A 13,801-nucleotide genomic window follows, 5' to 3' on the forward strand; every position below is an offset into this window, starting at 1 on the left:
CAGGGGTTGCGGTCAGGGTTTCGGGATACGGGCGCGGTCGCGGGTGAGTCCGCGCAGCCACACCTCCGCGGCGATCGTGGAGTAGAGGATGGCGTCGGAGAGCCCCGGGGAGGCGGGCCGCCGGGCGAGGCGGCGCAGCTCCGCGCCGTCCACCAGGCCCAGCTCCGCCAGCCGTGAGTCCTCCCACAGGGCCAGCAGGTCGGCGCGGTGTTCACGCAGCCCGTTGGAGGCGTCCATGGAGGCCGTCGCCTTGTTGCTGCGCTGCAGGCACTCCTCGGGCACGATCCCGCGCATCGCGGCGCTCAGGACGGGCTTGTACCGCCAGGGCGTGACGCGCTCGCTCGGACGTACCGCGAGACACGCCTCGATGACGCGGTCATCGAGGAAGGGAGAGGCCATCGGCAGGCCGGCGCGGGCCGCCATCCGGTCCCACTGCCGGATGACGCGGGTGCACGAGCGGATCTGCTCCAGGTCGCTGTGCACCCCACGGTCCGGATGCAGCGGAGAGGCCGTCGCCGCGGCGTCGATGAGTGCCCGGCGGGCCATCCGCTCGGCCTCCGGCGTCACCCAGCCGAACAGGCGGGGGGACATGCCCCAGCCGAGACCCGTTGCGACGGACGGGGGCAGCGGGCCCCGTAGGCCACCGGCGGCGTCGGCGAGCCACTTCCCGTACGGCCGGAAGTCGGCGAGAGCGCGGAGCGTGCCGCCGAGCGGCCATTGCCACAGCGCCCGGAAGCCGCGCAACTGGCGCAGGGCGAACAGCGGACGGGTGCGCAGCAGCCGGTGGTAGTACGCCTCGGAGCACCATGCCACGTGGTCGCCGCCGATGCCGGTCAGGTGCACCCGGCTGCCTCGTGCGGCCAGGCCGGGCAGGTGGTGCAGGACGCGGGAGCGGTCCATGACGCCGATGGTGGGCTCGTCGAGGAGGTCGTCGATGCCGAGTAGATCCTCGTAGACCAGCGGCGAGGCGTCGGCGTCCCAGACCACGTGCTCGACGTCCGGCAGGTGCCCCATCGCCCGCTCGGCCCAGGCCAGGTCGGTGTCCGCCGGATCCCGGCCCGGCCATGTACTGGCCACCACGCGGGCGGGGGAGCGGTCGGCCAGGAAGCAGACCGAGGTCGAGTCCAGGCCGCCCGACAGGTCGCAGCTCACCACGCCGCCTTGACGGGTACGCGCGTCGACGGCCTCCTGCAGTGCCCTACGGATCAGGGGCGCCGCTTCGGTGAGCGGTTGGACCGGCTCCGGTGGCGTCCACCACCGGGTGTGCCGCACGGTGCGCCCGTCCGCCGCGACGACCACGGCGTCCTGCGGAGGAACGGCGGTGACCGCGCGCCACATTGAGGTCTCGAACAGCGGATACGGGGTGGGCCACAGCAATCGGACGGCCAGTTCCTCCACGTCGGGCTCCAGGCCCAGGACGGTGGCCAGCAGGTCGGCGCGGGTCGCGGCCACGCGCACGCCGTCGATCGCCGCGTGGAAGACGAGTCGCAGTCCGGAGGCGGTGCCCTGGACTCTGATCTGTCCGTCGAGGGCGCCGATGAGGTGGAAACTGCCGGGGAGGGACCGGGCCAGCGCGTCGAGCTCCGCGAGATCGCGCAAGCGTGCGGCCCGGCGCCGCAGATCGTCGGCGTCGATCGGACAGCAGCCGATGACGGCGAGGGAGGCGCCGCCGGCGCTGGCCGTGACTACCTCGTCGTCGTGCCAGTGGCCGACCAGCCACGGCCGACCCGACGCATGCGCGAGGGTCCGGCTTCCGGGGCGGGCGAAGGAGCGGGCCGCGGCGGCCGCGTCCGCACGGTCGGTGAAGACCGCGAAGTGCGCGTCGCCGGGGCCCGTCCCCGCACTTTCGTGCAGTTCAGTCATGACGTCGGGTCAGAGACCGTCGGTCGTCAGTTCTTGCTCAGGATCAGCCGGTCGTTCCCGGCGCGCCCAAGGAGCCCCGTGTCCTTCCGGAAGGAACCGAGCCGGACGAGCGTCGGTGCCTCGTAAGCCTTCTTCATGACTACTCCTCACGTGCAGGTTGCGCGACCACATCCCTGACCGACGGTCCAGCGGACTGGCCGATGTGCCGTCGGTCGGCCCGGGGTTCATCGGGAACCCGGGCCAGGAAGTGGGCGCAGCAATAGCTAGCTGCAGAGCACGCGATCAAGGCAAGACCCTTTGAGGAGTTCGGATGATATGCAAATTCCCAATTCCCCTGGGTTCTGCACCCGATCCAATTCCACCCGACGCCGGCGCCATATTGTTGTGTGACCTGGGGGTACGCATGCGCGAATGAACGTTTTGACTTGCGTTTCCGGCAGTTGCTCGCCGCACCTGCCACGACGCGTCCGACGGCCGCCACGGGCGGGCGCCGCCGGGGCGCACTTCGCGCCCTCGATGTGCTCCCCTTCGCGCAACCCAAGTTCAGGCTCTAGAAGAAGCCAAGTTTCCGAGGGCTGTAGGAACAGAGAAGATTCTTGGTCTGCTGGTAGTGCTCCAGCATCATCTTGTGCGTCTCCCGCCCGATCCCCGAACCCTTGTAGCCGCCGAACGCCGCGTGCGCCGGGTAGGCGTGGTAGCAGTTCGTCCAGACGCGGCCCGCCTGGATCGCGCGGCCCGCGCGGTACGCGGTGTTGGCGTCGCGGGTCCACACGCCGGCGCCGAGGCCGTACAGCGTGTCATTGGCGATCTTGATGGCGTCGTCGAAGTCGTCGAAGGACGTCACGGAGACCACAGGGCCGAAGATCTCCTCCTGGAAGATCCGCATCCTGTTGTTTCCCTCGAAGATCGTCGGCTGGACGTAGTAGCCGCCCTTGAGTTCACCGTCGTGCTCGATCCGCTCACCGCCGGTGAGCACCCGGGCCCCCTCCTGCCGACCGATGTCGAGGTAGGAAAGGATCTTCTCCAACTGGTCGTTGGACGCCTGCGCGCCGATCATCGTGTCCGTGTCGAGCGGATGACCGGTCTTGATCAGCTCGGTGCGGGCGACCGCCGCCGCCATGAAGTCGCCGTAGTGCCCGTTCTGGACGAGGGCCCGCGACGGACAGGTGCACACCTCGCCCTGGTTGAGCGCGAACATCGTGAAGCCCTCGAGCGCCTTGTCGCGGAAGTCGTCGTCCGCCCGCCACACGTCCTCGAAGAAGATGTTCGGGGACTTGCCGCCGAGTTCGAGCGTCACCGGGGTGATGTTCTCCGAGGCGTACTGCATGATCAGCCGGCCGGTCGTGGTCTCCCCGGTGAACGCCACCTTCGCCACCCGCGGGCTCGACGCCAGCGGCTTGCCCGCCTCCACACCGAAGCCGTTCACGACATTGACGACACCCGGCGGCAGCAGATCGGCGATCAGGCTCAGCCAGAAGTGGATGGACGCCGGGGTCTGCTCGGCCGGCTTGAGCACGACCGCGTTGCCCGCCGCCAGCGCCGGGGCGAGCTTCCATGTCGCCATCAGAATGGGGAAGTTCCACGGAATGATCTGCGCGACCACGCCGAGCGGCTCATGGAAGTGGTACGCCACCGTGTCGTCGTCGATCTCGCTCAGCGAACCCTCCTGCGCCCGGATCGCTCCCGCGAAGTAGCGGAAGTGGTCGATCGCCAGGGGGATGTCGGCCGCCAGCGTCTCGCGCACCGGCTTGCCGTTCTCCCAGCTCTCGGCGACCGCGAGCGCCTCCAGGTTCGCCTCCATCCGGTCGGCGATCTTCCGCAGGATGTCGGAGCGCTCCGCCACCGACGTACGGCCCCACCCCGGGGCGGCCGCGTGCGCCGCGTCCAGCGCCCGCTCCACGTCCTCCGCCGTACCGCGCGCGATCTCGGTGAACGGCTGCCCGTTCACCGGTGAGGGGTTCTCGAAGTACTGCCCCCGAACCGGCGGCACGTACTCGCCGCCGATGAAGTGGTCATAGCGCGACTGGTAGGAGACGATCGCGCCCTCGGTCCCGGGTGCCGCGTAACGGGTCATGCCGGCCTGCCTCCCTGCAACAGCGCTGCCCGCCGTTGGACAGCTCTCGCCGCGAGGCTAGGCAGGGCGAGGTTGCAAGGACGTTGCGCGGAAAGGGGGCCTGCGGTGAGGTGCGGGTCCGGTGGTGCGCGTACGACGTTCAGCGCGCCGTCCGGCTCGGTGGAGCCGCCAGCTCCGCCTCCAGGGCCGCCAGGCGGGAGCGCACCGACGCCGTCGGGCGTACGGCCGCCAGCGCTCGCCACACGTCGAGGTCGTCCTCGCCCCAGGGCGCGTGCGCCCAGTCCGCCAGCAGGTCGGGGTCCCGGTGGGCGATCAACGCCGTACGCAGTCCGTCGGCCACCCGGCGCCTGATCCGTGCCACCGCAGGGGCCTGGGAGCCGGGCAGCAACGGCCCGCGGTACGACGTCGCCGCCGCGCTGACCGCCCCCGCCGCCAGCCGCCGCTCGACCAGGGAGACGTCGGACTCCACCGGCACGGTGAGCCGGTACGGCCGCGAGCCCAGCAGACCGGGGCCGAGCGTCCGCCGCAGCCGCGCGAGTTCGGCCCGCAGCGTCACCGGCGTCACCGACTCATCCTCGTACAGCGCGCACAGCAGCTCGTCACCGGTCAGGCCCTCCGGGTGCCGGGCGAGCAGCACGACGATCTCGCTGTGCCGTCGGCTGAGCCTGATCCTGCGGCCGTCCGTGATCAGTTGGGCCTCGTCTCTGCCCAGCGCGGACAGCTCGTGCGTGTCGGCGGCGGGCGCCGCCGGGAGGAGCAGGGCCAGTTGGGACTCGGCCGCCCGCGCCACCGCCTGCACGAAGCCCAGGCTGTGCGGATGCGCGAGACCGTCACCGCCGGTGATGTCCACGGCCCCGAGCACCCGCCCGGTGCGCGGATCGTGCACCGGCGCCGCCGCGCACGTCCACGGCTGCACCCGCCGGATGAAGTGCTCGGCCGAGAACACCTGCACCGGCCGGTCCACCGCGACCGCCGTACCCGGGGCGTTCGTCCCGACCGCCGTCTCCGACCAGCGCGCCCCGGGGACGAAGTTCATCCGCCCCGCCTGTCGCCGGGTGGAGGCGTGCCCCTCGACCCACAGCAGCCTGCCGTGCTCGTCGCACACCGCGAGCAGATGCTCCCCGTCCGCCGCGAACGAGCCCATGAGTTCCCGGAACAGAGGCATCACCCGGGCCAGCGGATGCTCCGCCCGGTAGGCACCGAGGTCGCCGTCCCCGAGCTCCACGCTCGCCGTGCCGTCCGGCCCGACGCCCGCTCTCGCCGAACGCCGCCACGAGTCGGCCACCACGGCACGCACCGGCTTCGGCACGGTGCCCGCCGCCGTGAACGTCTCATGCGCGCGGCGCAGCATCCGCGCGCGCTCGGCAGGGTCGGCCCCCGGCTCCAGGGCCACCCATGGATCGGTCAACTCGGCCTCCCGGACGGCGATGCGGCTGGGGACATCGTCACTCCGAGTACGCGCGCGGACAACCGTTTCGACCGTCGTCACTCGAACGACGAGCCGCTTGGCTCGAACGACGGGCCGCTTGGCTGGAACGACGGGCTGCTTGGTTCGGTCGACGGGCCGGTTGTCTCGCTCAGGCGGCCTTGACGAGCCGGATGTAGCGCCCCCAGTCCCAGCGCGGCCCGGGATCGGTGTGGTCGGTGCCCGGCACCTCGTAGTGCCCGATGATGTGTCTCCTGTCTCTGGGAATGCCGTGCCTGGAGCAGATCGCCGCGGTCAGCGCCGCCGACCTCTCATACATCGCGTCCGTGAAATACGCGGGCCGGTCCACCCACCCTTCGTGTTCGATGCCGATGCTGCGCGTGTTGTAGGCCCAGTTCCCCGCGTGCCAGGCGATGTCCGACTCCCGGACGCACTGCGCCACATGTCCATCGGCGGAACGGACGACGTAGTGCGTGGACACCTTCTTCCTCGAGTTCTGGAAGACGCGCAGGGTGCCGGCGAAGTCGGTCTGTGTGACATGGACGATCACCAGGTCGATCGGGTACTCCGCAGGCCGTCGCGCGGTGGTGAAGTTGGCGCTGCTCGCCCGCTGCCATTCGGCACTGGGGTGGTCGGGGGCCTGGATCTGGGCGTCGGCCTGCGGGCCGGGGAGCAGCCCGTACGGTAACGCGGCCAGTGCGGCGCCCTTCAACAGTCTTCGTCTGTTGGTCCGGGGTCGTGCCTGTTCCATGCGGAAGGTGCGCCTCTCTGCCGAGGGGGTGGGGCGGGGTGGAGTGGTCGCAGGGGTGGGTTGGTCGAGGACTGGGGCGGTCAGCTCGACAGTGCCGCCGCGGTCTCGCGCAGCCGCGCGTGCACTCCGCGGTGCGTCTCGCGCTCGGGCAGCCACTGCTTGCGGAGCTTGGCGACGCAGGTGTAGTTGGTGTCGCACACATTGGCCAGCGGCGACTCGACGGCCTGGGTGGCGAACTGGTACGCGTCCAACTCGCTGAAGCCGTAGTCGCGGACGAGCCACTGCACCAGATCGAGCTGGGATATCCGGAACGCGTCCTCCAGCGGGCGAGCCGAACCCGTGGAGATGATGTGCGTGTCCGACTCGATGCGCGGCCACGGGGTGGCGATCCCCTTGAGCAGTTCGACGATCACCATGGTGTGCATCGCGCACTCGACGGCGACTCCGCAGGTCTCGCCCTCGCCTTGGCGGGCATGGCCGTCTCCGAGACTGAGCAGCGCGCCCTCGACGTTCACCCCCAGATAGCAGGTGACGCCGGCCCGCATCTCGGGTGTGTCCATGTTCCCGCCGTGCGCGTCCGGCACCAGCGCCGAGCGGACCTCCAGGTTGGCGGGGGCGACCCCGACGGTTCCGTGCATCGGGTCCATCGGCAGTTCGGCCTCGAAGGCGCTGTCGTGAGCGCGGAAGAGGGCGGTGCGCCGGGTTCTGTCCAGCTGCCAGATCCAGACCGTCTCGGGCAGCGGCGGCTGGAGGGTGGCCGTGGTGTGCGTGGAGGTGAGGGCGCCGAACAGGGGGACGGTGGTGGACGCCGCCCAGTCGCGGGCCGGTTCGATCGAGACGAAGTGCACGGCGACGGTGTCCCCGGGCTCCGCGCCCTCGATGTGGAAGGGACCGGTCTGCGGGTTGAGGAAGGGGAACTCGCAGACCTCGGAGACCAGGTCCTTCTCGGACCTGATCCGGCCCCCGAAACAGTCCTCCGTGTAGAGGTCCAGCACTGTGCCGGGCGCGATCCGCGCCACGGGCGGCACGCCGCCGAACGTCCAGGCGTACTCGCCGGGTTCGGGTCGGACGGTCAGGATCCGGGGGTCGCTCATCGCCGCACAGCTCCGTTCTGCCACAGGCCACACATCACGGGCCCCGGATCGCAGGTCTCCGGGGTGCAGGGGCCGGGAGCGCCCCCGCGTGAATCACGGTACGGGCCGGAGGGGCGGGGCAGCGGTAAGCGCTACGGATCCGTGGACACGGGCCAGGTTGTGGAAAACTCGGCCGCTCGTGTGGGTGAAGCGCAGCTGGTGCAGGCGCCGTTGTGGTGAAGCGCAGCTGGTGCCCGGGCCGGTGAGGCTGTGGGCTCAGCCTCTGCCCGCCACCGCCGCCGGATCGTCCAGCACCCCCCGCACCACCCAGTGCGCGGCCCCCAGCAGCGGCCCATCGGAACCCAGTCGCGACACGGACACAGGACAGGGCGCCCCCGCCGTACGCCCCTCCAACTCGGCCTCCAGGGAGGGCAACAGCCACGGCGCGAGCCCGGCCAGCGCCCCGCCGAGCACCACGCTCTCGGGGTCCAGCAGATTCACCGCCCCGGTCAGCGCCACCCCGAGCGCGGCCCCGGCGTCGCGCAGAGCACGTCGTACGGCCGTATCTCCCTCTGCCGCCCGCCCCGCGAGCAGCCCCACGCGGTCCTCGCCCGGTTCCAGCCCCGCCGCCCGCAGCACGGCCTCCTCACCGGCGTACTGCTCCAGACACCCACGCCCCCCGCACGGACAGGCCGGCCCCTCCGGCCGGACCGGCACATGCCCCAGCTCGCCCGCGAACCCGCGGGTCCCGCGCAGCAGTTGCCCGTCCACGACGACGGCCGCGCCGATGCCGATCTCCGCGGACACATGCAGGAAGTCGGGTGGCGTGCCTTGTCCGAGCCAGAGTTCGGCGAGGGCGCCGAAGTTCGCCTCGTTGTCCACGGTCAACGGGAACTCCCCGGGCACAAGCGCCCCGAGGTCGACGTCGTGCCAGTCGAGGTTCGGGGCGCGGACGACCGTACGGCCGTCGCGTGCGACCAGTCCGGGCACGGCCACCGCCAGACCGGCGGGCCACAGCCCGTCCTGCTCGGCCTCCGCGACCACCCCGCGTACCAGCTCGGTCAGTTCCCGGATCACCGGTTCGGCCGAACGCCCCCGGTTCCCGCCGTGCCGTACCGCCCTGGCCCGCACCGCGCCGCGCAGGTCGACCGCGCACACCGCGAGGTGGTCGACGCCGATCTCGGCGCCGATGCCGGCCGGACCGTGCGCGCTGACCGCTAGCGCCGAACCGGGCCGTCCCACCCGCCCCGGCCGCTCCGGGCCGAGCTCCTCGATCAGCCCCGAGCGGATGAGCTCGTCCACGAGCGTCGACACCGCCGCGCGCGTCAGACCGATCCGGGAGGCGACGGCAGCACGGGAGAGCGGGCCCTCCGCGCTGACCGTGTGCATCACCCTGGCCAGATTGCGGCGGCGCATGCCCTGCTGGGTGTCGGGCAGCGTACGTCCGGGACCGGCGGCGTGCGGCTCGTGCGGCGCCCGGCCGGGACCGGCCGGTTGCGGGTCGTGCGCGCGTCCGGGACCGGTCGGGTGGGGCTCGTGCAGGGGTGCGGTCATGCCTCCGTCAGTCCTCGGTGTGATCAGCGGGTCCCCGGCTCCAGCAGCGGGGCCGCGTCGGAGAGTACCCCGGCGATCCTGGCCAGGGTCTCCTCGTCCCGTTGCACCGCCTCCAGCACCGGCCCCGCGGTCGTGTTCCAGCGCCGGGCGACCGCGCCCGGATCCTCGCCGGTCAGCAGTCCGGCCGCCTGGGCCGCCGCGCCGAGCGCGACCAGCTCCTTGGCGTCGGGCACCTGCACGGGACGGCCCGAGAGCCGTCGTACGGTCTGCTGCCAGGCCGCGCCGCGCGCGCCGCCGCCGATCAGGAGCAGCGGGGCCGAGCGGTCCGCGTCCGGGTCGAGGACCAGGTCCAGTGCGCCGAGCAGGGAGTGAACGGCACCGTCGTAGGCCGCTTGGAGGAGCTGTCCGGCGGTCGTGTCGTGGCGCAGGCCCAGGAGCAGGCCGGCGGCGTTCGGCAGGTTCGGGGTGCGCTCGCCGTCCAGGAACGGCAGCAGGGTGACGTCGGCGGCGGGTTCCACCGCCTCGCGGTCCAGGCCCAGCAGGGCCGCCACCCGGTCGACGGCGAGCGTGCAGTTCAGGGTGCAGGCCAGCGGCAGCCAGTCGCCGTGTGCGTCGGCGAAGCCCGCCACCGTGCCGGAGGGGTCGGCCGGGCGGTGCTTGGCGACGGCGTACACCGTGCCGGAGGTGCCGAGGCTGAGCACCGGGGTGCCGGGACGCAGACCGAGGCCGAGCGCGGCGGCGGCGTTGTCGCCGGTTCCGGGGGCGACCAGGGTGCCCTTGGAGAACGGCAGGTCGTGGTGTTCGCGGACGGTGCCGGCGACCTCGCCGGGACGCACCACGCGCGGGAGCAACGCGGGGTCGAGGCCCACATGGGCGAGGGTCTCCTCGTCGTACGACTCCGTCCCGGACGCCCACCAGCCCGTCCCGGAGGCGTCGCCGCGGTCGGTGGTGCCCTGGCCCGTGAGGCGCTCGGTGAGGTAGTCGTGCGGCAGCCGGACCGCCTTCGTCGCGCGGACGGCCTCTGGTTCGTGCTCGGCCAGCCACGCCCACTTCGTCACGGTGAAGGACGCCCCGGGCACGCTTCCCGTGCGCTCGGCCCAGGCCTTCGGGCCGCCCAGTTCGTCGATGAGACGGCGGGCCTGCGGCGCGGAGCGGACGTCGTTCCAGAGCATGGCCGGGCGGACCGGTTCGCCCCGCTCGTCCAGGGTGACCAGGCCGTGCTGCTGGCCGCCGATCGACACCGCGGCGGCCTCGTGCGCCGCGTCGCCGCACTGGCGCAGTGCCTCGCACAGGGCGTCCCACCACTGGCGGGGGTCGGACTCGCGGCCCGCCCCGGAGGAGACGGTGTGCGGGGCCTGGCCGCTCGCGACGACTTGCCCGGTGGCCGCGTCGACGACGAGGGCCTTGGTGCTCTGGGTGGACGTGTCCACGCCGACGACGAGCGGTCCTTCGGCTGCTGACATCGGGCTCTCCTCGGGTGCGTGCGGCTCGGGGCGTCGCAGGTGCGGCTCGGGTCCTCTGGACGGGGCGTGTCCCCGGTCGAGGACAACTGTTCTCTTCCCAGAGATGCCTTGGCATACTAATTTGTAAACGGCCATGACGAAATAGTCGGCAGCAAGCAACTCGCAGCAGGCAAGGAGCCGCGGCATGAACTACCAGCCCACCCCCGAGGACAGGTTCACCTTCGGCCTGTGGACCGTCGGCTGGCAGGGACGGGACCCCTTCGGCGACGCCACCCGTCGCGCCCTCGACCCGGTCGAGACGGTGCAGCGCCTGGCCGAGCTCGGCGCCTACGGCGTCACGTTCCACGACGACGACCTGATCCCCTTCGGATCCTCCGACACCGAGCGTGAGGCGCACATCAAGCGCTTCCGGCAGGCCCTCGACGCCACCGGCATGACCGTGCCGATGGCCACCACGAACCTCTTCACGCACCCCGTCTTCAAGGACGGCGCCTTCACCGCGAACGATCGTGACGTGCGTCGTTACGCCCTGCGCAAGACGATCCGCAACATCGACCTCGCGGTCGAGCTGGGCGCGAAGACCTACGTCGCCTGGGGCGGCCGCGAGGGCGCCGAGTCCGGCGCCGCCAAGGACGTGCGCGTCGCCCTGGACCGCATGAAGGAGGCCTTCGACCTCCTCGGCGAGTACGTGACCTCCCAGGGCTACGACCTGCGCTTCGCCATCGAACCCAAGCCGAACGAGCCGCGCGGCGACATCCTGCTGCCCACCGTCGGGCACGCGCTGGCCTTCATCGAGCGCCTGGAGCGCCCCGAGCTGTACGGGGTGAACCCGGAGGTCGGCCACGAGCAGATGGCCGGACTGAACTTCCCGCACGGCATCGCGCAGGCGCTGTGGGCGGGCAAGCTGTTCCACATCGACCTCAACGGCCAGTCCGGCATCAAGTACGACCAGGACCTGCGCTTCGGCGCCGGTGACCTGCGCTCCGCCTTCTGGCTGGTCGACCTGCTGGAGAGCGCCGGTTACGCCGGACCGCGCCACTTCGACTTCAAGCCGCCGCGGACCGAGGACCTGGAGGGCGTCTGGGCGTCGGCCGCGGGCTGCATGCGCAACTATCTGATCCTCAAGGAGCGCGCGGCAGCCTTCCGCGCTGACCCGGAGGTCCAGGAGGCGCTGCGGGCCTCGCGTCTGGACGAACTCGCGCAGCCCACCGCGGGCGACGGCCTGCAGGCCCTGCTCGCCGACCGCACCGCCTTCGAGGAGTTCGACGCCGAGGCGGCCGCCGCGCGCGGGATGGCCTTCGAGCGGCTCGACCAGCTGGCCATGGACCACCTGCTGGGGGCGCGTGCCTGACTGCCGGGGGCGCGTGCCTGAGCGGGGCACGCGCGCGTACGGCGCCACACGTTGACTGGGTCGCGTGTGGCGCCCTGGCTCGTGGAATGCGGCGGAATGGTGTCGTCCACGGCATGGACCGGTACCAACTCCGGCGAGCCGCTCGCGGGATCACAGCCGGGAGGCGACGCTGTGCCGTATGGCCATGCCTCCCGTACCTCCCCAGCCGCCCGGTCCGCCGCCGGGCGACACGCCGCCCCCGGGGGGCGGTTACGGCCCGCCGAACGACGGCTTCGGACCGCCGAACGACGGCTTCGGCCCGCCGTCCTACGACGGACCGCCGCCGGGCGAAGGCCCGGGGCGCCGCCGTGGTCCGCTCCTCGCCCTGCTCGCGGTGATCCTGGTGGCCGCGGCGGTCGCCGTGGTGGTGCTGCTGGGCTCCGGCAGCGACGACTCCCCGGAGGACAAGTCACCCGCCGAGAGCAGCACCGGCCCGTCGCCCAGGCCGTCCTTCAGCATCCCCACGGAGCTGCCCAGCAGACTGCCGAGCGAGCTGCCCACGTCACTGCTGCCGTCGGGATTCCCCACTGAGCTGCCGAGTGAGCTGCCCAGTGACCTGCCGAGCGAGATCGAGTCGCTGCTGCCGGACCTCGACGAGGTCGACCTGCCCTGAGCCAACGGCACGCGTGCGTGGCGGAAGTGAAACGCCACGCACGCGTGCAAGGACGTTCGCCGTCAGATGCCGTGCGGCAGACGGACGTAGAGCACCTTCGTCTCGATCCCGCTGTCCACCAGCCGGCCCTGCGCGTCGAACGCGCCCGTCCCGTCGGTCATCCCGAAGTCGTTGTCGTTGATCAGGGCCAGCGTGTCGCGGTCCACGCGCGCCACGCCCTCGATCTTGCCGGGCACTTCGGCGACCGTGCCCAGGTCGACGACGAGTTTCTTGGCGAGGACGGGCACGCCCGCGGCGGCCGGGTCGTCGAGCTGCTCCAGCGACGGGGACGTCGTGGCGTCGTCCCACGGGCCGCCGAGGATGTCCGCGTCCTCGTCCAGCCGGACCAACTGCAGCCGGGCCGCCTTGTCCGTGCGCTCCTCCACCAGGAGGCGGTTGCCGCCGACGGCGACAACCGAGGAGATCTTCAGCTCGGAGGGGTCGTCCTCGCTCGGGTCCACCACGTTCACCGGGTCGAAGCGGTACGCGTACTCGGCGGTGACCGCCTGCTTCTTCGGCGAGAAGCGCAGCAGACGGGTCGTGCGGGAGGACTCCCCGGCATCCGCGTCGGGCAGGGAGAGCGGGCTCTGCACGGCCATCACGAGGTCGCCACCGGGCAGCTGGGCCAGTCCCTCGAAACCGCGGTTGATCTTTCGGTTCAGCAGTACGGCGGGCAGCGCCTCGACCACCGGGTAGTCGGCACCGGTGAGGTTCAGCCCTTCGGGCACGTAGCGCGTGAGGACCTTCCCGCGCGCGGAGACGTGCACCAGCGACGGCGCGTACTCGTCGACCAGCCAGAAGGAGCCGTCCTTGGCCCGCACGATGCCCTCGGTGTCCAGGCCGTTCGGGTTGTACGACAGCGGCGTGCTCGCGTCGTAGGAGTACGGCGCCTCGTCACGGCCCTGCTGGTTGGGCAGCCCCGTGACGGGCTTGCCGGAGGAGGTGGTCAGCGGGATCGCGTCGATCACCCGCACGGAGTCGCCGGAGACGCGGATCTTGACGATCGCCGGGTCGAAGCCGGGCACCGGGAAGGTGCGGCGCTTGGTGCCGTCCACCTTGATCTGGCCGTTCGGTCCGCGGTCGGTGACAGTCCAGAACTCGCCCTTGCGGCCCGTCGGATAGATGTCGCTGCCGATGCCGCCCAGGTCGACACCGCGGTCGTCGGCCACCGTGCCGGGCAGCAGCGTGTTGCTGAACGCGCCGAGCGGTATGTCGCCGAGGGTGGCGCTGCCGACGACACGGGCGTCCTCGGACGGGGTGCCCACCGCCTGCCCGGTCGCCGAGAGGACGGCCAGAACGGCGAGGGGGACGCCCGCTGCGACGGAACGGTGGACGCGGCGCCGGCCGGTGGCGTGCGGGGACATCAGGGCCTCCTGGGGACCAAGTTCGGCTATCAGCGGCCAGATTTGGGCCCCGCGCGGAACGCGGCGCGACGAACGGATGAACGCGGGACGTCGGCCACTCGTCGAGCCGCACCTTTCCTGTGGGCGCACTCAGGGCCGCACCCGTCCCGGGCCCGTATTCGGGCCTCACCTCGGGGACACCGCCAGCCCTG

Annotated in this window: 11 protein-coding genes; 2 read left to right on the forward strand and 9 right to left on the reverse strand. The window is 71.9% G+C overall.

What is annotated here, in order from left to right; translation table 11 throughout:
* Positions 1–12: 12 nt before the first annotated feature.
* From ACWDRW_RS35305 to xylB, 8 genes are all read right to left on the reverse strand, one after another.
* Positions 13–1,863, reverse strand: a complete 1,851-nt coding sequence (locus ACWDRW_RS35305) for a lasso peptide isopeptide bond-forming cyclase (RefSeq protein WP_451731002.1) — start codon at positions 1,861–1,863, stop codon at positions 13–15.
* Positions 1,864–1,889: 26 nt separating this feature from the next.
* The gene (locus ACWDRW_RS35310) at positions 1,890–2,000 is read right to left on the reverse strand and encodes a keywimysin-related RiPP (protein ID WP_451731005.1); all 111 of its coding nucleotides are present in this window, start codon (positions 1,998–2,000) and stop codon (positions 1,890–1,892) included.
* A 413-nt stretch (positions 2,001–2,413) separates the two neighbouring features.
* Complete coding sequence (adh, locus tag ACWDRW_RS35315) at positions 2,414–3,937, reverse strand: aldehyde dehydrogenase (RefSeq protein WP_451731008.1); 1,524 nt, start codon at positions 3,935–3,937, stop codon at positions 2,414–2,416.
* 139 nt (positions 3,938–4,076) lie between these two features.
* On the reverse strand, positions 4,077–5,345 hold the full coding sequence (locus ACWDRW_RS35320; RefSeq protein WP_451731011.1) for a GAF domain-containing protein: 1,269 nt from the start codon (positions 5,343–5,345) through the stop codon (positions 4,077–4,079).
* Between the two features lie 169 nt (positions 5,346–5,514).
* Positions 5,515–6,114: an N-acetylmuramoyl-L-alanine amidase gene (locus ACWDRW_RS35325; protein ID WP_451731014.1), complete on the reverse strand. Its 600-nt coding sequence runs from the start codon at positions 6,112–6,114 to the stop codon at positions 5,515–5,517.
* 80 nt (positions 6,115–6,194) lie between these two features.
* Positions 6,195–7,208: an acetamidase/formamidase family protein gene (locus ACWDRW_RS35330; RefSeq protein ID WP_451731017.1), complete on the reverse strand. Its 1,014-nt coding sequence runs from the start codon at positions 7,206–7,208 to the stop codon at positions 6,195–6,197.
* A 255-nt stretch (positions 7,209–7,463) separates the two neighbouring features.
* Complete coding sequence (locus ACWDRW_RS35335) at positions 7,464–8,741, reverse strand: ROK family protein (RefSeq protein ID WP_451731020.1); 1,278 nt, start codon at positions 8,739–8,741, stop codon at positions 7,464–7,466.
* 23 nt (positions 8,742–8,764) lie between these two features.
* Complete coding sequence (gene xylB / locus ACWDRW_RS35340; RefSeq protein WP_451731023.1) at positions 8,765–10,204, reverse strand: xylulokinase; 1,440 nt, start codon at positions 10,202–10,204, stop codon at positions 8,765–8,767.
* Between the two features lie 184 nt (positions 10,205–10,388).
* On the opposite strand from xylB, the gene xylA reads away from it, so the two are divergent.
* Both xylA and ACWDRW_RS35350 read left to right on the forward strand, forming a co-directional pair.
* Entirely contained in the window at positions 10,389–11,555 is a 1,167-nt protein-coding gene (gene xylA, locus ACWDRW_RS35345; RefSeq protein ID WP_451731026.1) for a xylose isomerase, read from the forward strand.
* Between the two features lie 184 nt (positions 11,556–11,739).
* Complete coding sequence (locus ACWDRW_RS35350; RefSeq protein ID WP_451731028.1) at positions 11,740–12,207, forward strand: hypothetical protein; 468 nt, start codon at positions 11,740–11,742, stop codon at positions 12,205–12,207.
* 62 nt (positions 12,208–12,269) lie between these two features.
* On the opposite strand, the gene ACWDRW_RS35355 is transcribed toward ACWDRW_RS35350, so the two are convergent.
* Positions 12,270–13,610 carry an esterase-like activity of phytase family protein gene (locus ACWDRW_RS35355; protein ID WP_451731030.1) on the reverse strand — a complete coding sequence of 447 codons (1,341 nt, stop codon included), beginning with the start codon at positions 13,608–13,610 and terminating at the stop codon, positions 12,270–12,272.
* Positions 13,611–13,801 lie beyond the last annotated feature (191 nt).

The sequence above is a fragment of the Streptomyces sp. NPDC003635 genome, assembly GCF_053587635.1.